Genomic DNA, 21933 nt, shown 5'->3' on the forward strand with positions numbered 1-21933 from the left:
TAACACTATTCGGATTATCAGATGTTGAAACTACTGAAGTTTTGCTGTCATGGCTATGTGGCTGTACCTATCATAGAAGCTTGTGCTAAGCAAGGACTGTTTGCCCTGTTAGATGAAAATAAATTCTCGAGGCGTACCGCGCTGATGAAGGAACTGCACGCACAGGAAGGTTACTTTTCGGTAGCGCTTCAGGCGCTGGAGTCGTTAGGCTGGCTGGAGAAAAATGACAAGGATGCCTACCGGCTCACCAGCCGGGTGGGTAAAAACCTGTCTGATCAGGACCTGACAGCCTTCTATGCCGTGCCGCCGAAGGCGTTACTGCAACAGCAGCCGTATGCCAGGCAGCTGGCGGAGAAAATTGAAAAGCTGCTGTTAAAAAAACAGGACGCGCCCACCATGACGGAGGAACTGCAGCAAGGCGCGCTGGTAGCGCTGTTGATGGCAGCTTTGCTATATAGGGATACACCGGAAGGAGAAGAAGATAGTTTCGCTGCCCTGATCGGCGGGTTAGATAAGAAGCTTGTAACGGCCCTGGGAAAACTGTTTACACAGGAACGCTGGGTTACACCGGATAAAAGCCGCCTGACGCCCGAAGGGCGGTATATGCTGCAAGCCGGGCCATGGGAGCGCCTCGCTGCATGCCACACAATGCTGCGCCATATGAGCGGTATGCTGTTTGGCGACGGCAGTCCGATTCCCGGGCTGAAAGAGGCTGTTGAGTTTATAAACAGAGACATCAAAGCTGATACCGATAAGACTGAAGAAGGCGTGCTGCCTGACTTCCGGCATGAGATAACAACTGTTTTTAATCAGCTTCCGATAGAAAAACAACCACGCGCTATCGTAATGGATGGCGTGTCGCCGGCAGTTATCGCTGATATTATTCATCTGGATACATGGCGCGGCCGCCAACTGAACACACATCCGTTGATGCTGATCTGCATCAATGGAGACAATGCAACCACATTGCCGGATGGTATGAACTATCATACGATATCTGCTGATATTCATCAACCTCATGAGATCAGGGAAGCGCTGAATGCTTATGGACTGGCCGCTGACGGAGACGTATGTTATATACATGCTTTTTCCCATCGACGTGTAGGGGTTGACGTGAAACAGGAGGTGAATGAAGCGGTAACCCCGCTGGTGGCAGGTCAGCCGGAATATTATATTGGCCGCGATAGTCAACTACTGCATGCCCGGACGGTACTTAGTTACTGGCGGCAGCACCTGCAGAACTGGGCCGGCAGCATTGGCAAATCGCCGCTGCTGATACTGGCATCACATCCGCTGCCGGTACATAAAGCAGGGGAGTATCTCGACAGATCGGAAAGTTTTTATCTCGATACCATCCGTGGCCTGACGCAGCAACAGCTGATCAGCGCAGAAGCTTTTCTGATACTGGCAGCCAACGCAGGACTGTTCAATCAATACCAGGTGAAGCGCTATCCGCGACTGTCAGCCTTTTGTGTGGAGAGCCTGCATCACCTGGCAAAGCGCGATTACCAGATACGTTTTGCCACGGAACATGATGTGGAGAGTCTGATACAACTGGAATCATTATGTTGGGCGGAGCAGCTAAGAACGTCACGTGCACAGTTGCTGGCCCGTGTGCAACAGTATCCGCAGGGGCAGTTTGTACTGGAAAAAGAAGGACAGGTGCTGGGTGTGATCTACAGCCAGCGCATCGCCAACGACGCGGCACTGGAAAACTATCACGCCGGCAACGTGCATGAATTGCACGACCCCGGCGGGGCGATCATACAGCTGATCGCGGTAAACATCCATCCGGATTCACAACAGTTTGGTTACGGTGATCAGCTGCTGGAGTTTATGCTGCAACGATGCAGCCTGGTGCCGGGCATCGTTCGTGTGGTGGCGGTAAGTCTGTGTAAGAAATACGACGCTGCCGCAGGATTGTCCATGGAACAGTACATCCGCCTGAAAGACAACCGGCAGGACCCCATCCTGGCTTTCCATGATGCACATGGCGCCAGCATCGTTAAACCGATGGCCAATTACCGTCCGCTCGATTATGCGAATCAGGGGTATGGCGTACTGGTCATGTATGATATCCTCAACAGGGTGGGACAGAGCGGGAGAAGCCACACCGTAACGCCCCCTGCCAAAGAAAAGACGATGTTCAGCCAGGCTGATCTCCGGCAGTTTTTGCAGGAGAAGGTTGCTGCCTTGCTGGATATCGATGTCAGTGCGGAGTTTGACCGGCCGGTGATGGAGATGGGACTGAACTCCGTTGACCTGATGGCGTTGCAGAAACAGATAGAAAGAAAATACCAGCTGGAATTGCAGCCGGGTTTTTTCTTTGAGTATAATAACCTGGACAAGGTGATGGCTTATCTGTCTGCTGAGCTGGCAGCCGCCAATGATACCGCTGCCGGAGATGCTGTAACAGATCGCCTGCCGGCAGCTGCTGCCACCGCTGATGATATACCCGATACAGATATTGCCATTATAGGAATCTCCTGTAAGTTGCCCGGCGGCATTGAGTCGGCAGATGACCTGTGGCGTGTACTGGCCTCCGGCGAATGCATGATCAGCCGCTATCCGCAGGAAAGAGGGGAATGGCCTGCCGAGGCCGACTATCCCGGGATAGGGCAGGGCGGTTTCCTGCATCACGCGGATGCCTTTGATGCCGCTTTTTTCCGGATGTCTCCCAAAGAAGCGCAGATCACCGATCCGCAGCAACGTATGTTACTGCAGCTGGCCTGGGGATGCCTCGAGGATGCTGCTATCGTGCCTGCCACGTTGAAAGGTACGGATACGGGCGTATTTATCGGCGCCAGCAACTGCGACTATTCCCGTTTAATGCAGGCTGCCGGCATGGCGCCGCAGGCGCATCACGCCATTGGCGGCTCGCTGGCGGTACTGGCCAACAGGCTTTCTTACTTCTTTGATTTTAATGGTCCCAGTCTGACGATCGACACCGCTTGCTCTGCCTCTCTGGTAGCACTGCATACGGCGCTCAGGTCACTGCACGCCGCGGAATGTAGCACCGCATTGGTTGGCGGGGTGAACTTCATCTGCCATCCCGAACTGTCCATCGCCTATCAACAGGCGGGCATGTTAGCACCGGACGCCCGTTGCAAAGTGTTTGATGCCACGGCCAACGGGTACGTAAGGGCCGAAGGCGCCGTGATGTTATTGCTGAAACCTTTGCGGCAGGCGATGGCAGACGGGAATCATATCCACGCTGTCATTAAAGGCAGTGCCGTTAACCATGGCGGCCTTGGTGGTGGGTTAACGGTCCCCAACCCGCAAAAACAAAGTGAACTCTATACAGCTGCCTGGAAAAATGCGGGTATCCGGCCGCAGCAGCTCAGCTACATAGAAGCCCACGGCACCGGCACTTCGCTGGGAGACCCCATTGAAATACAGGGCATCAAAACAGCCTACTATAAATCTGTGCCCGCAGATTGGGCTGGCGCCTGCGCCATAGGTTCTGTTAAAAGCAACTTAGGGCACCTGGAATCTGCCGCAGGCATCACCGGCCTGCTGAAAGTGGTACTGGCCATGCAGCATCGGCAGTTGCCTGCGTCTATCAACTATCAGACACTGAATCCGAAAATCCATCTTCAGGATACCGGTTTTCATATACAGCACCAACCGGCACCATGGAAGACACCCTATCCGCTGCTGGCCGGGGTGAGTAGTTTTGGCTCCGGTGGCGCCAACGCGCATGTGGTGGTGCAGGAATTGCTGGAAGCAGCACCCGAAAATATTTCCCTGCGGGAGAACTTATTTGTCCTGTCGGCCTTCAGCAAGGAAAGGCTACAGGATTACGCTGCGAAGGTGTTGGAATGGATGGCTAACGGCGCCGGCAGTACGGACTTTACCGCTGCGCTCTATAGCTGGCAGACCGGCCGTACAGCTATGAAACATCGTTTGGCCATCAGGGTGAGTGACTGGCAGGATTTGCAACAGCAGCTGCAGCAATGGCTGACTGGCGCTCCTGCCATAGACATATGGACCGGCACCGCAGGTCAACCGGCAGCAGATACGCTGCCGCTCTCCGGCAGCCCCCTTGCGAAGATGGCCCTACAGTGGGTGACCGGTCATGAGGTTGCCTGGTCTGAACTGTATACAACAGGTATTCCCCGCTTAATCAGTCTGCCTGTTTATCCCTTTTCCAAAGAACGGCACTGGATACCTGTTGCCCCCAAAGCGCCAACAGCCGTTGCGACAGTGGCATCTTCGCTGCTGCCAGCCACTGACAAGGGACCGGCCACCCCTAAACAAGTACGTATACCCGACGCCGTTGGCGCCGGATTCGTCTTTCAGCTACCGGAAATTCAAAAACCAACCAAAATATCTTTGATGACGCCCGGAGCGCTGAATATCGCAGCCATGCAGCAGCGCTCCGGGAACAGGGTAGCAGTTATCCTTCCTGATACGGCCCTGGCAACCGGTACTCCGGAAGAAGATACTACGGCCATACAACTGTTTGATCATGGTAACGGTGTCTATGTGATCAGTATCTCCGGTCCTGTGCTGTCCGGAGAACTGGTAGCACAATTGCGCCATGCGCTTACTTTTGTGCAACAGCTCCCGGCCGTGAAAGTGCTGATGCTGCAGGGAGGCCGCAACAGCTTCCTGCAGGGAGGAAGAGGTTCCTGTAATGAAGCTGTCAAACAACAGCTGTATCAGGCCATCGTGGCTTTCCCGCACCCCGTTATTGCCGCCATGGAGGGAGACGCTGCGGGTGCAGGCTTCCTGGCAGGGGCGCTGTGCGATTTTATGATATGCAGCCTGGAAGGGACATACAGCTATACAGATACCGCAGGGGGACTGTTCCCTACCATACAGGAGGAGTTACTGTTCAGGGAACGTTTCGGGCAGGCGGCGGCGGGTGATTTTTTATACCATGCCACTGCATCCACAGGGAAGGAACTGCAGCGTAAAGGCTGGAGCTGTCCCATGGTGCCGGCAGCGGAGGTGATCTCCTGTGCACACCAGTTAGCGTCAGATCTGGCATCCAGGCCGGCAGCGTCGCTGCATTTGCTGAAAAAACACCTGGGCCGTCATATCGCTGCGTTGACAGAAAAACTGACGATCGTTGAAGCATGGAAAAACGAAAGCGCGCCGACAGGCAGCATTGACCCTATTACTTCCGGCTCCCATCTGCTGAAGCTCAGCAGTGCTCCGGCAGGCATACTGACCATTGACCTACATTTCAACACGAAGAAATTTACCCTGAAAAACCTTGTTGCCGGCCTGAAAGAGGTGATCACACAAGTGAACCAGGGAACATCCTGCAAAGCGATCGTGCTTTACAGCAACGAGGCTGAATTTATACCGGTATCCGCCACGGCGACTACTGCGGCAGAAGTACGGGCGCTGACGGACTTGTTGCTCTCCTCCGCCGTTCCGGTGGTGACCGCACTGGAAGCCGGCGCCGGCGGTATCGGCTGGCTGATCAGCCAGTACAGCGATGCCTGCATCTACAACGAAACCGCTGTCTATACTTTATCCGGTTTATTGCAAATTCCACAGCTGGCGCAATCGGCTGCGGCCATATTTTCGTATACACTGGGGCGTTATACCAGCCAGGAAATATTAATGACCGGTAAAACTTACACCGGTAGAGAATTGCAGCAGCTGGCACCCGCGGCGGCCATCGCCGGAAAAGGGGACGTGCTGGCCAAAGCTAAGGCCCTCGCAGCTTCCATGACACGGTTGCCATCAACAGTTGTCCGCAGCTGGAAACGGGACCGGGTGAACTTCTTCCGGGAAAAAATTCAACAGCAGTCCGCGTGGCCGGAAAAATCGGAAACAGCCGCCGTATTGCCGGCCCCGGGCCCTGTTGCCCTCCGGTCTGCTGTTATCGGCGCAACCGTGCATCCCGCGGGCATATTGGAAGTGAAGATGGAAGACCGGGAAGCGAAGAACATGTTCTCCGACGCATTTATTGACGGTATCCGGGAAGTATTTGCCCATATCGCCGCTAATCCGGTTTATAAGGTGGTGGTGCTTACCGGCTATGACAACTACTTTGCTTCCGGCGGTACCAAAGAAATGTTACTCGATATCCAGGATGGTAAAATGAAATTTACCGATGCTAAAATTTACCACCTGGCGATGGAATGCAGCATTCCGGTCATCGCCGCGATGCAGGGCCATGGTATCGGCGCGGGCTGGTCTATTGGCATGTTCGCAGACATCATCCTGTTCAGCGAAGAGAGTCATTACGTAAGTCCGTATATGCGTTATGGGTTTACGCCGGGCGCGGGCGCCAACCTGATCTTCCCGGATAAGACCGGCTACGATCTTGCCCGGGAAACCTTACTGACAGCGGTAGAATACACTGGCAGCCGGTTGAGGGAGAGAGGTATGCAGCTTCCGGTATTGTCCAGAAAAAAGATACATACAGCGGCATTTGCGCTGGCGGAAACCATCGCACAAAATTCCCGGGAGAGCCTGGTGACGCTGAAACAACAGCTCACGGCCCATCTGCACAGGCAGCTGGAAGAGAACTACGCACTGGAACTGGCGATGCATGAACAAACATTTGTAGGCAGCTCCGAAACACTGAAAGAGATTGAAAACAATTTCTCCGATCAGCAGGCAGCAGGGGAAACACCTGTGGCCAATTCACTGCCGCACACCCCTTCTTCCGCCCATCTGCTGGCCGCTATTGCCGCGGGACTTAAAACCCTGCTGGCACAGGAACTGCATATGGAGGAAGCGGAGCTCGATGAAAGCCGGCCCTTTGTAGAGCTGGGCCTCGACTCCATTACAGGTGTCACCTTCATTCGAAAAATCAACGAAAAATATAAGACGGCGATCAACGCTACCAAAGTATACAGTTATCCCAACCTGGCACAGTTCAGCCTTTTTGTGAAAGAAGAAGCGGAGAAGCATGGAACGTTGCCGGCGGATAGCATGCCGGAGCCACAGGCGCCGGTCGACAAGCCGGAAACCGTTGCGCCACAAAACCCGCGGACAGCATCCAATACAGCAGCTCCTGCAAAACATACTACGGAAGCCATTGCGGTGATCGGTATGGCAGGACAGTTCCCGGAAGCGAACGATGTGGAAGCGTTCTGGCAGAACATTGCGGCAGGGAAGAACTGTATCCGCGAAGTGCCGGCCGGACGCTGGGATATGGACAAATACTATCAGCCGGGCAGTGTGGCGCCGGGAAAAACCTACAGCAAATGGATGGGCGCCCTGGATGAATACGATCTTTTTGATCCGCTGTTCTTTAATATCTCCCCGTCAGAGGCAGAGCGCATGGACCCGCAGCAGCGCCTGTTTTTACAGACCTGCTGGCATGCCATCGAGCACGCAGGATATAATGCGTCATCGCTGGCCGGCAGCAAATGCGGCGTCTTCGCGGGATGCGGACAGGGGGATTATCACCTGCTGTCAAGAGAGCTGCAGATAAGCGCCCAGGGCTTTACCGGCGGCGACAACTCCATCCTGGCGGCCAGGATTTCCTATTTCCTGAATCTGCAGGGACCATCCCTGTCTATTGATACGGCCTGTTCCTCTTCACTGGTGGCTATCGCTCATGCCTGTGACTCCCTGGTCCTCGGTAAAAGCGATATGGCGCTGGCGGGAGGCGTTTACATCGCTGCCGGCGCAGACATGCATATCAAAACAGCACAGATGGGCATGCTATCGCCGGATGGCAGATGTTATACGTTCGATCAGCGCGCTAATGGCTTTGTCCCCGGTGAAGGCGTGGGAGTGGTGCTGCTAAAGAGACTGGAAGACGCAGCACGGGACCAGGACAATATCCTGGGCGTGATCCGTGGCTGGGGCACCAACCAGGATGGTAAAACCAATGGTATTACCGCGCCGAATGCGGAGGCGCAAACGCTCCTGCAACAGGATATCTATGATAAATACAAGATTGATCCGGCCGCCGTACAGCTGGTAGAAGCACATGGCACCGGTACCAAACTGGGAGATCCTATTGAGGTGGAAGCGCTGGTGAAATCTTTCACAAAATATACTTCAGAAAAAGCCTACTGTGCACTGGGATCTGTAAAGAGTAATATCGGCCATTGCCTGATGGCTGCCGGCGTTGCCGGCGTGATCAAGCTGCTCATGGCCCTGAAATACAAACAGCTGCCACCGGCTGTCAACTTTGAAAAGCTGAATGAACATATCAGCCTGGACAACAGCCCGTTTTATGTGAACACCACGCTGAAAGCATGGGAACTACCTAAAACGGCTATACGAACAGCCGCCATCAGTTCTTTTGGCTTTAGCGGTACCAACGCACACCTGGTCATCGCCGAACATCCGGCCTTACCTGAAACTACCGTTAGCGCCCATTCCGGGGGCAGCGGTTATATCTTCCCGCTGTCTGCGAGAACAGCAGCACAGCTGACACAAAAGGTAAAAGATCTGTTGGATTATATCCATCGGGAGAAACCCACTGATCCTGCGGCGATTGCCTATACGCTGCAAACAGGCAGGGAAGCGATGGAAGAGCGCCTGAGCGTTGTGGCGCATACCGTGTCCGAACTGACCGGAAAATTACAGGCGTATGCCGATGGGCAACAATATATCGATCAGGTGTTCAAAGGAACAAAGGAGCGGGCAGCAAACATACTTACACCTGAAGTACCGGAGAAATGGATGCAGCAGCAAGAGCTGGCCGACCTCGCCAGCCTGTGGGTGAAAGGACATGAACTGGACTGGGGCCAACTGATGGGGCCTGTAAGACCGCGGAAAGTCAGTCTGCCAGGGTATCCTTTTGCCAAAGAACGCTACTGGGCGGAGGCGGAAGCAGATATCGCCGATGCCGCAGGTGCAGGGCCGGTGTTACATCCGTTGCTGCACAGGAATACGTCGGTGTTGCATCAACAATCTTATAGTACTGTCTTCAGCGGAAGCGAAAACTTCCTGACGCATTATCCGGGCAACGGCCCGAAATCCTTGCCCGCACTGCTCTCGCTGGAAATGGCGCTGGCAGCCGTTGATCAGGCACTTCCGGCAACTGCCGGCATGGTGGAACTGCGTAACATTATCTGGGCAGCGCCGATGGCGGTAACGCCGCAGACAACCTTTTCCATCTCCCTGTATGAAAACAACAATGGCTTTATAGATTATGAAATCAGCAGTAAGGCGGTACAGCAGGAAATCATCCACAGCCAGGGACAGGTAAGAATGATCCCGGCGCCAATGCGGGAAAGGGTAGCGGTAACGCAGCTTATGGGGCAGATGAAGAAAGGAAATAGTATTATTTCCCATCAGGAGATAAAAGAAATTTATCTGGGAGATAACCAGGTATTGGCCTGCCTGAAACTGACAGATCATACCGTTGCCTCTCAACAGGGCTTTATACTTTCTCCGGCCGTCATGGAACATATCGTCCGTACCGCAGATGCTCTCCGTAGCCATCCACGTTCCGGTATGCCGCTAAGCGTGCAGGAGGTGCAGATAACAGGCGCCTGCATGTCGGAGATGTTTATCCTGGCTCGTTTACAGGAAGACTGCCACCCGGCGGATGAAACACTCCGGACAGATGTTGAGCTGTATGATACAGCGGGGAATGTGTGCGTGCAACTGAAAACACTTTCCCTGGGCAGCATACAGACGGCTGCGTCAGTGCCTTCTGCGGAGACAACAGCAGCACAGACACACTTCTTCCGGGAATACTGGCGGGAGCAGTCAACCTACACAGATACGGCGGCTGCGCCCGGTGATCTGCAAATGATCATTTTTACAGACAAGGCATTACGGAAGCAGGCTGCTCCTGCATTGTCGCAGGTAGTTTGGGTACAACAGGCAGATTCGTACCTACAGGCGACGCCGCAGTTGTACCAGTGCCGCCCTGATCGCCCGGAGGATATCAGCACCATCCTGCAACAGGTAGCTACAGCACAGAAAAAGCCTTTACATATTATCTGTACCTGGGCAGCAGCGCTGGGCGAAGCAGGCGTACACCGGTTATTTGATTTGTTGAAGGCGGTGAAAACAGCGGCAGTGGCTGTGCGTCGCGTAACGCTGCTGGGATGTTATCATCCTGCGGAGGCGGATACCTGCTGGGACTACGCCTGGATTGGCTTTGAGCGGTCGCTGAAATTAACGTTGCCTAATGTGGAGGTGTCTATTCTTTATACAGATACCGTTGCCGGTATATCCCAACAATTACGGGAGACAACATGGCCACTCCGCGGCATATGGTGGCATACCGCGGGTAAGAAATACCTGTTATCGCTGGAATCAGCAGCGCCTGATAACAGGATGCAGGAAGCCGTACTGAAACAGCGGGGCAGTTACCTGATTACCGGCGGCTGCGGCAGCCTGGGATTACAGTTTGCACGCTATCTCGCGGAAAACTATCAGGCGAACCTGTTGCTGGTAGGCCGGCGCCCCGTCAATGCCGCTATAGAAGCACAGGTGCGGGCGCTGAAAGACGCCGGCGCCGGGGAAGTATATTACCATTCCGCCGATGTTGGTAACAGAGATGCGCTATTGACTTTACAAGCTACATTACCATTTAACCTTTCCGGCATCATTCATGCCGCTGGCGTTGAAGCGGCCGAACCATTCTATAACAGGTCAACGGCCGCCATCAATCAGGTACTGCGTCCTAAAACCAGCGGATCGGTATGGCTGAATGAAATATTTGATCAGCCTTCGCTGGACTTTATCTGCTACTTCTCTTCGGTGGCTGCTTTTGTGGGCGACTTCGGTTCCTGCGACTATGCGGTGGCCAGCCGTTTCCAGATGGCGTATGCCCGTCACCGTGAGCAGAAGGGCGACCATTACAAAACAACGGTCATCAACTGGCCATTATGGAAAGAAGGAGGCATGACCGCCGGTGATGCGCAGCAGACTGCCTTCTATCTGAAGAGCAGCGGTCAGGAGCCCTTGCAGACAACCGAAGGCCTATCGCTCTGGCATGATATCATGCGGTCAGCCGCCACCCAAACGCTGGTGATGCTGGGCGTACCGCATCGTATAGAACAAACGTTACACCGCCTGTATCAGCCGTTTGCGCCTGTACCCGAAAATATGCCTGTGCCGTCTACCACCGGTAAAGGGTGGAAACCAGGATACGAGGGCCTTTCCCTGAAGGAATGTATTGCCGCGGACCTGAAACGGCAGGTGGCTACACTAACTAAAATCAATCAGCAGCAACTACAGGATAACAGGAACCTCACGGATTATGGATTTGACTCTATCGGTCTGAGCCGGTTGGCGAAAATGCTGACTGATCATTTCGGCGTGGAAGTGACGCCCGCTATATTCTTCAGTGCCACTACTATCGGTAAGCTGAGCGACTATCTTATCCGGGAACATGCCACACCACTGGAAGCATTTTATCGTATAGCCGTTACTGATAATAAGCAAGTATCCGCTGCGCCGAAACCAGCGGCTTTACGACCGCTGGCATCCCGGATACAGCCTGCCTTACCTGCCATCAGGCATCAGGAACCCGTTGCCGTGATCGGCATGTCCGGTCGGTTCCCGCAGGCAGAAAATGTGCAGCAGTTCTGGGATATACTGGCGACAGGAAAAGATGCCATTACCGAGATACCTGCTTCCCGGTGGGACTGGCGCCAGTACTTCACGGCGCCGGGTGATACGAACAATCGCATCACCACCAACAAAGGAGGCTTTATCCATGGCGTTGATGAATTTGATCCGCTCTTCTTTGAAATATCCCCCCGCGAGGCAGAACAGATGGACCCGGCGGAGCGCCTGCTCCTCATGGAAGCTTACCGCGCTATAGAAGATGCCCGCATATCACCACAGGACCTCAGAGGACAAAACGTGGGCGTGTTTGTAGGCATGGAAGAAGGGCAGTACGACCTGCTCACGGGGCAACAGGGAATAACGACCAGCGGTAACGCCATGATTAGTTCCCGGCTGTCTTATTTCCTTGACCTGCACGGCCCTGCCATAGCCACTAATACGGCCTGCTCATCCGGACTGGTAGTACTGCACCAGGCAGTGGCCAGTCTACGCCAGGGTGAATGTAAAGCGGCGATGGTGGCTGGAATTTCTTTACTGCTTTCTCCGGAAAGTTATGTGATGATGAGCAACGCAGGGATGTTGTCGGAAGATGGCCGCTGCCACACTTTTTCAAAACATGCTGGTGGCATCGGGGTGGGAGAATCAATAGTGGTACTGCTGCTCAAACCATTGTCTGCCGCTATTGCCGACGGCGATGCTATCCATGGCGTCATCCGCGCCAGCGGGATCAACTTCGACGGTAAAACGAACGGCGTGACGGCACCCAACGGAGACAGACAGGCGGAATTAATTGAAAGAATGTATACAGATAACCAGATCGATACCCGCAACCTGTCGTACATCGTGACGCACGGTACCGGTACCAAACTGGGCGATCCGGTTGAAATAAATGCACTGGTGAAAGCTTTTAAAAAGCTGCAGGGCGACAACGCAATGCAGGCGCATTGCGCACTGACCAGCTGTAAAAGCAATGTAGGACACACGCTGGCCGCCTCCGGCCTGGTGAGCGTGGTCAACCTGCTGAAAGCCATGCAGCACCGGCAGATTCCTGCCAGCCTGCACTGCGGAGTAGAAAACGATTATATCTCCTGGCATAACAGTCCGTTCTTTATCAATAAGGAAACGCGCACCTGGAAACGGATACACGATAAACCATACATGGGTGCGGTCAGTGCCTTCGGCCGCAGCGGCACCAACGCGCATGTAGTCATAGAAGAATATCAACGCCCTGTGGAAAATACCACTGTGCCATCCACAAAACCGGGCGAAAAAGTGATGGTCCTGCTTTCTGCCAGAACAGCGGAGCAATTAAGACAAAGAGTGGCGGATGTATACCGTCTTGTTGGCGCCGCTCCGGCCATAGATCTGCCGGCATTGGCTTACAGCCTCCAGGTATGCAGGGAAGAATTTGAAGTGCGTTTCGGCTTGCTGACAAACTCAGTGGAGGACCTGACGACAAAACTCAAAGCCTACCTGGACGGCAGGGAAGATATCGAAGATACCTGCCAGGGCAAGATAAAACGTAACAGTGAAGACATGAGCATCATCAATGATGATGACGATATGAAAGAAGCGATCGATAAATGGATTGCCCGCAGAAAATTATCCAAACTGCTGGAGCTTTGGGTAAAAGGGTTGGTCATTGACTGGAAGAAATTCTATGGTGATGATACACTACAACGTATAGCCCTGCCCGTTTATCCGTTTGCCAAAGACCGTTACTGGATAACTGCTACGCATCAACGGTCCGCCGCCGGCGTAGACTTACTGCATCCATTGGTGCATCGCAATACGGCCGATTTGCTGCAACAGCGCTATCAGTCTACTTTCCGAGGTTATGAGCATTTCCTCGGGGATGCTACTGCCGTGGGGCACAAAATAATACCGGCGGGTGTTTACCTGGAAATGGCCAGGGCTGCCGTTCAACTGGCGCTGCCTGTTGCCGGTAATAACGTCGTGATCACGCTGTATGATGCTGTGTGGGAGCAACCCGCCCTGATCAGCGGTGCCCAAAATATCAGCATCGTATTGTCGGCCGACAACGATGCGCAACTGAGCTATGAAATAGGTGGGGATGATCAGGAAGTTTTCTTCCGTGGGAAAGCCTCCTTCGGCGAAAATCCGCAGGTGGCAGCGCTGGATATCGCCGCGCTGACAGCACAGCTGGAAGCAGATACCGCTAACCCGGACCAGATGTTATACAAAGGACATCAGCAGTTATTGTTAAAGCTGCCATCCACCATCGCCGGAGAGTATGCGCAGTGCCTGTTGCATCCTGAGGTGATGCAACGTGTACTGATGGCCTGCGATGTATTGGCCGCATCTCTGACGCCCATATCGGTAGCATCGCTGACAGTGATGTCCGCCTGTGCGGGAGAGCTGTATGCGTGGATACGTTGTGCGTCGGGAACACAGCCGGGTAGCGGCAGCGTGGTGTTAGACATTGATCTGTGTGATGCATCGGGCAATGTTGCCGTCATCATCACCGGCCTTGCATTCGGAGCACCTGTGGCCCATCCTCTTACGACGGCGGATCACGAATGGGACCATGTCAGTTACCTGAGCAGATGGGAAGAAGAGGCGGTATTACAGCAGCCGGAACTCGTTGCGGGTGAAAACATACTGGTGGTATGCTGTGGCGGAAATGCGCTGTTGGAAGAAGCCATACGGCAATATCATCGTCATGCCAGCGTAACCTTCATCCGCGTGGCAGATAAAACCGCCCAGCTGTCGGAGCTTGAATGGCAATGCGGCATCGCTGATGCCGACGGCTTCCGTACCTGCCTGGGGCATACTGAAAACATTGACACGCTCTATTTCCTTTCCCTGCCGGAGCAGCCGTCGGCGGCAATGCAGCCGGAAACGCTGGTACAAGAACAGGAAAGCAACGAAATACAATTATTGCGGCTGGTCAAATCCCTGAAACAATTCCATAAGATGAAGGACAGGGTGGAGACTTATATCCTGACACTGGATACACAAACTATTCATGGGCTGCCTAACAGCTTTACAGGAGCAGGCATTACCGGGCTGGCCTACTCGCTGGCACAAGGTAATTATCAGTTCCGCGTCAGAAATCTGGACCTGTCTTCCACAGACATCACCACCAGGGAAGGCTGCCGGAACGTGCTGGAGGCGGTGCACCACGAACCGCCTGCCGACAGGGGAGAAGTATTTAAACTCTTCTCCGGAAAACGTTATCGTCAGACTTTGTTCAGACTGCATCCCGATACCACCGCAACTTCCGCTATCCGCACCGGTGGCGTGTATCTGATCGTTGGCGGCAGTGGTACTATCGGAAAGGTGATCACCCGCCATCTGATAGAAAAACATGACGCGGAAGTGGTGTGGATGGGAAGAAGCGAAGAAGCTTCCACACAGGTACAGACAGCCTTGCAACAGTTTACCGCATATCCCGGAAAGCTACGCTACATCCAGGCGGATGTTACAGACCTGCCGGCGATGCAACAGGCTGTCGGCAAAATGAAAGAATATCATCCTGTCCTACACGGAGCTGTTTTTGCCGGGATGGTATTCGAATTTGAAAATTCACTGGACCAGACAACAGAAGCTGCCTTCAGAGCGATATTTGACCTCAAGGCCCATGGCAGCCGGATATTCTATGAGGCACTGAAGCAGGAGCCACTGGATTTTATGTGTTATTTCTCATCCGGACAAGCGTATGCTTTTTCCGGCGCAGCCCGGCTTTCCGCTTATGCGAGTGGTATTACCTATGCAGACAGCCTGGTACAGGCTATCCGCCGGCAGGCAGCATTTCCGGTAGGCATTATCAACTGGGGATTCTGGAAGTCTTCGCTGGGTAGTGTGGCAGATAACAAAGATAATTTTGATGCACTGGAAGATGCGCAGGGATACGATTGTTTTGCACGTTTTGTGCAGCAACTGCGCCAGGGCCGTGTGTCACAGGTGTTATGCATGAAAGCGTCCCGGCATATTGAATCCCTCATGAACTGTCATCCCGAAACGGGTATAAGCCTGTTGGGATCGAAGTCTGCTCCCGCAATACCATTCCCGGCAGATGCCATAGATATCCCGGAAGAAAAAATCAAAGACCTGTTGCAGGACGCCGCTACCAATGAACTGGAAACATGGCTGATGCAATTGTTGTACTGTGAAATTGACCAGCTGCTGAAAGCAGCAGGCGTCACAAGTCCGGTGCAGGTGGCGGATTTACCCCGACTTTGTAATATCTCTGCTAAATACATCTCCTGGTGGAATACCTGTCTCGATATGCTTAGTCGGCACGGCTTTCTGCAATGGCAGGAGGGTATTATCAGCGACTGGCAACCGGTGGATACCGCTACCATCCGCAAGAATTGGCAGGCCGCACGGGAAAAGTACCTGGCCGATGAGCGCCATCGCAGCCGTGTGACATTGGTGAGCGATTGTCTGGAGCAACTGCCATCAATTTTGCAGGGGAAAGTCGCGGCAACGGATGTGATCTTCCCGAATTCCACCATGGAAAAGGTGGAAGGCGTCTATAAAAACAATCTCCTGTCAGATACCTTCAATGAAATGATCGCCAATGCAGTAGTGGCTTATATACAGCAAAGACTGGAAACAGATCCGGCAGCACGGCTGAAAATACTGGAAATTGGCGCAGGCACGGGAGGAACATCCGCGATCGTTTTTGCACGATTAAAACCTTTCCGTCAATCCATTGAACAATACACTTATACCGATCTTTCCAGGGCATTTTTCTTCCATGCAGAAAAAAATTATGTGCCCGATCATCCTTATATACAATGTCGGCGTCTCGACATTGAGCAGCCTGTGGCCGGCCAGGGTATTGAAGTTGGTACGTACGACCTGGTAATAGCCACCAATGTGCTGCATGCCACTAGGGATATACGCAGTACGCTGCGGCACGCAAAGGCCCTCCTGCATCAGCACGGTCATCTGTTGCTGAATGAATTAAGTACGAAGACGGCCTTCAGTCATCTCACCTTCGGTTTGCTGGATGGTTGGTGGCTGTTTGCAGATGCTGAGCTGCGGATGCCTGGTAGCCCGGGATTGTATCCTGCTACCTGGAATCGGGTGTTGCAGGAAGAAGGATTCCCTTCCGTATTGTTCCCGGCACCAGAGATGCATGTATTAGGACAACAGATCATGCTGGCACAAAGCGACGGTATGATCGAGCAAAAGCTGTCTGTTAAACAAGTGAATCAGAGAACACCGGTCATCCCGGCTGTGGCAAAAGAAAAACAGGTACAACGCCCTGCCATGAAACCTGCCGTCACCGCGCCTTTACAGGATGTATCCGCCTATATCCGTACCGGCATATTGAATAGCTTGTCAGCAACACTGAAGATACCGGCTGACAGTATCGATCCGGACATCGCATTTTCAGATTACGGCATAGATTCCATCCTGGGCGTAAGTTTTATCAATCAGATCAATACATCACTGACGATTACGCTGAATACCGCTGTTATCTTCGAACATTCGTCGGTAAACCGTTTGTGTAAACATATCGCAGGTGCCTATCAGATACAGATGATGGCTGGTATGGAAAAACAACCGGAGCAGCCTGTTGCTGCGAGGGAAACCACGGCGACGGTGGCTTATGAAGGCCCCGCTGATAGCCGCGTGAACGTATTACCCCGTCATCGTTTCACCTTCAGAGCAGGAACATCAGGGAATTCCACCGCTGCCAAAGCGGTTGACATAGCAGTGATCGGCATATCCGGTGTATTCCCGAAAGCAGCGAACATACACGAATTCTGGAACAACCTGATAACGGGAACAGATGGGGTAGATGAGCTGCCGCCGCATTACCTGGACCAGCGCCACTTTTTCAGCGCCCGCAAGCAGCCCGGCAAAACCCGATGCAAGTGGGGCGGAATTATTGAAGACAGGGATTGTTTCGATCCTTTGTTCTTTAACATTTCTCCGAAAGAAGCGGAGTCTATGAATCCGCATCAGCGGCTGGTTTTACAGGAAGGATGGAAAGCGCTGGAGGATGCGGGATACAATCCGCGTAGTCTCTCCGGTACGCAGACCGGCATCTATATCGGCGCAGAGCCTACGGGATATATCGGTGATTCTTTTACCGGATATTCAGACGCTATCATTGCGTCCCGGTTGTCTTACATGCTGAATCTGAACGGTCCTGCTTTTGTGGTGAATACCGGTTGCTCTTCTTCAGCGGTAGCGTTGCATCTGGCCTGCGAAAGTTTACGTAACAAAGAAACAGACCTGGCAGTGGCCGGAGGTGTTAATGCCTGCCTGGAGCAGCAGATGCTGGTCCGGCTGGATGAAATAGAAATGCTCTCTCCCGGTGGCCGCTGCTTTACGTTTGATCAGGCGGCAGACGGTACGATCATGTCTGAAGGAATCGGCATCGTGGTATTGAAACGGCTGGAAGACGCTGTGGCGGCAGGAGACAGGATATACGGCCTGATAGCAGGTTCGGGTGTCAACCAGGACGGCGCCAGCAACGGTATCACTGCTCCTAATGGCGCTGCACAGGAAAAACTGATCGTTGATGTATACCGGAAATTCAATATTAATCCGGAGCAGATCAGTTATGTGGAGGCGCATGGCACCGGTACCCGCCTCGGCGATCCCGTGGAAACAAATGCGCTGGTACGGGCTTTCCGCCAGTTTACCGACAATAAAGCCTTCTGTGCTGTGGGCAGCGCCAAATCGTATATCGGTCATACCGCCGCAGCCGCGGGCGTTATTGGGCTGATCAAAGTATTGTTGTCCATGCAGCACCGTCAGCTGCCTAAGCTGTTGAACTTTACTTCCGTTAATCCTTTGATTGAATTCAACGCTTCTCCTTTCTATATCAATACAGCCGTTGTGGCATGGCCGTCTGTCAACAATGGCCCGCGCATGGCTGCTGTTAACTCCTTCGGCCACAGTGGTACCAATGTGCATCTGGTCGTTAAGGAATACCTGCCTGCTACTGATATCAGACGCTTACCACACGCCGGCACGCCGGTGATCATTTTACTCTCTGCCAGGACCAAAGAGCAGTTGCAGCAGAAAGCGACGGACTTGCTGCAGTTCCTCCTTGCGCAGCAGGAAAATGCCAACGGCGCCGTTCACCTTGTGGACCTGGCCTACACGTTACAGGTGGGAAGGGAAGCGATGGAAGAACGTATCGGCTTTATCGTTAGCTCAGCGACGAAACTGGCGGAGAAACTCCGGGCCTATATCAGGGGAGTGCCGGGCGTTGAAAATATATGGGTCGGCCAAACCCGCCGGAACAAAGACATTCAGACGCTGTTCGGCCAGGATAACGACCTGCAGGAAATCGTGGAAAAATGGATGGCTGCTAATAAACTCTCCGGGCTGCTGGACTTATGGATCAAAGGACTTGAGCTGGACTGGCAGAAACTATACCCGGCGCAGCAGCCGCAACGCGTTCACCTGCCGTCGTATCCTTTCGCAAAGGAACGTTACTGGCTGCATACGCCGAAAAGCCCGGCGGTTGCTATGTTGCCGGAAAACACTGCCACAATGCTCCATCCGCTGCTGCACCGCAATACCTCCGATCTGCGTCAGCAAAGTTATACTACCGGTTTCTCCGGAGAAGAGTTCTTCCTGCGTGATCATCAGGTAAACGGTAGGAAGGTATTGCCCGCCGTAGCTTACCTGGAAATGGCCAGGGCTGCCGTCATGGAGGCGGCACCATTACCTGCGGACGGATATATGCTGGAGCTGCGTAATACCCATTGGTTGCACCCTGTTATCATCACCGGGTACAGGCAGGTAACGATTGCGCTGTCGGAAGATGAGAACGGCAATATTGATTTTGATATCTGCAGCCAACAGGCGGAAGAAACGGAGACCGTGCATTGTCAGGGACAGGTTGTCATCCGCCGGCAGGCAGCACAGGCTACGCTTGATCTCCGGCAGCTGCAAACACAGATGCAGGGGGAACAGCTTTTACCGCATACTATTTACAACGCCTTCAGCAAAATGGGGATTGACTATGGTCCGGCCCATCAGGGAATTATAACGGTACACATGGGAGCGCGTCAGTTGCTGGCACACCTGCAACTGCCTGCCACCGCAGGGCAACAGGCATTGCTGCTGCATCCCGGCATGATGGACTGCGCTTTGCAGGCATGCATCGGGCTAATGGTTGATATGAATAACCTGCCATCCCGGCCACTGCTGCCGTTTGTACTGGAATCGGTGAAAATTATGGCGCCCTGCACCAGTGAGATGTTCGTATGGGCCCGTTATGCGCAGGATATGCCGCCCGGAGCGAAGATCGTCAAGGTAGACATAGACCTGTGCGATGCAAAGGGAAATATCTGCGTGCAGTTACATGGTTTCTCGTCACGCTACCTGGAGGATAAAAGCGATGCAGCCAGGCCCATAGCGGTAGATGGTAAATCTTATGACGACGCTTTTTACAATAACGTGATTGATAAAATTCTGAATAGTGAAATGTCAGCAGAAGAAGCTGCGGAATTAAACTGACTTGTAAAAGGCTGCTACAGCGGATACCGGTTGTGAAAACAAACTTATACACATGAAATCAGCGTTAGTAAAAATATATCAGGATATTTTCAACAGAAAGCTTTCCCGTCAGGAAGCACTGGAAAAGATCAGGGCCGTAAAGCAGCAGGAGTCTGCTGCTGAAGGGATGCTCCTGGCACATCCGGTATGGGAGCCGGCCTTAACGGCTGTGTCGCCGGTAGCGTCGTTACCATCCTACCAGCAACATTACGTATTGCTGTGTGAGATGCCGGCAGCCCAGGAACAGGAACTCAGGGCCCTGCTGCCGCAAAGCCATGTGCAGGCATTGTCTGCCGGTGAAACATCGGCTGTTGCCACGCAGTATGACGTATATGCGTTGGCGTGCTTTGAGCTAATCCGCAATATCCTGAACAGCAAACCTACGGGGAAAATACTCCTACAGCTGGTAGTAGCCGGCGGAGAAGTACCGTCTTTACCGGCAGGGATTGCCGGATTGCTGAAAACAGCTGCCCTGGAAAATCCGCTGCTGACAGGCCAGGTCCTTATGACGGAACTACAGCTCACAGCCGCCGCACTGGTGTTGCAGTTGCAGGAAAGCAGCTCCCGCCCGCAGGACACTGCTGTTAAATATGAAGACGGTATCCGTTATACGCAACACTGGAAGGAACTGACGCCGGAACACCTGCCGGCAGTGCCTTTCAAAGATCAGGGCGTATACCTGATCACCGGCGGACTGGGCGGACTGGGACTTGTATTTGCCAAAGAAATACTGCGGCAGACCACCCGCTCCCGCATTATTTTAACCGGCCGCGCGACCTTAACGCCTGCCAAAAAATCGATACTGGATGCGTTACCGGTGCTGGATCAACAGGTGGAATACCGGCAGCTGAATATCTCCGACAGGGAGGAAGTAAAGCGGCTCATAGCCGACATCAGCACGGTAGACAAACCACTGAATGGGATACTCCACTGCGCCGGTATGATCGCAGATAATTTTATTATAAAGAAATCAGGCGATGAATTCACCCATGTGCTGTCTCCTAAAGTAACAGGGACCGTGAACCTGGATGAAGCCACCAGTGATACCGACCTGGATTTCCTGGTGCTCTTTTCTTCTGTGACCTCGCTCATGGGCAATGTTGGTCAGGGCGACTATGCTGCTGCCAATGGTTTCATGGACCAGTTTGCCGCTTATCGGAACCAGCAGGTAACGGCAGGCCGGCGGCGTGGACACACCCTGTCCGTCAACTGGCCGCTGTGGCAGGATGGAGGGATGCAGATCGGAACAGAGGGCCGGGAGATATTACGCCATACCTTCGGCATGCAGCCGATGGCCGCCAGTACAGGGATGTACGCATTTTACCACAGCCTGGAACAGGGATACAGTCAGACGCTGGTGATGGAAGGCAATCTGGCGCAGATGCGCAAAACATTGCTGGAAGACCACCCTGCGCCTCAATACACTATACCTGCTGCCTTACCGGCGGCAGTAACACCACCTGCAGGAAATCCGGAAGAAAAAACAATAGCCTACCTGTGCATGCAATTTGCCGCGGTGTTAAAACTGGCCCCGCATAAGATTGATCCGCAGGCGCCCCTGGAAAAATATGGCATCGACTCTATTCTGGCCATGAGCCTGACAGCCGAGCTTGAAAAGACTTTCGGCACCTTGCCGAAAACACTTTTCTTCGAATACCAGACGGTACAGGAGTTGGCAGCATACTTTATGGCTTCGCATACGGCCCGGCTTTCCCAAAGCCTTGCCGCCGGAGAACCGCAGCAGCAGATAACAACAGCGTCGCAACCAGGGAATGTTGTGCCTGCAACTTCCGGTCGCAGGAAAGGGAGAAACGCATTCAAAGCCGCCGCGCATCCTTTCCATAACGAACCCATTGCCATCATCGGTCTGAGTGGCCGCTACCCGCAGTCAGCCGATATCGACGCCTACTGGCGCAATCTGCGCGATGGTAAAGACTGTATCACGGAAGTGCCGTCTTCCAGGTGGGA

2 protein-coding genes are annotated in these 21933 nt (G+C 53.4%); both read left to right on the forward strand.

Features of this window, described 5'->3' with window-relative positions:
• Positions 1-21: 21 nt before the first annotated feature.
• Entirely contained in the window at positions 22-19926 is a 19905-nt protein-coding gene (locus ICL55_RS34750) for an SDR family NAD(P)-dependent oxidoreductase (protein WP_188106644.1), read from the forward strand.
• A 52-nt stretch (positions 19927-19978) separates the two neighbouring features.
• On the forward strand, positions 19979-21933 hold a 1955-nt coding region (locus ICL55_RS34755; RefSeq protein WP_188106647.1), incomplete at its 3' end, for a beta-ketoacyl reductase.

It is taken from the genome of Chitinophaga varians, assembly GCF_014529945.1.
Lineage (GTDB): Bacteria > Bacteroidota > Bacteroidia > Chitinophagales > Chitinophagaceae > Chitinophaga > Chitinophaga varians.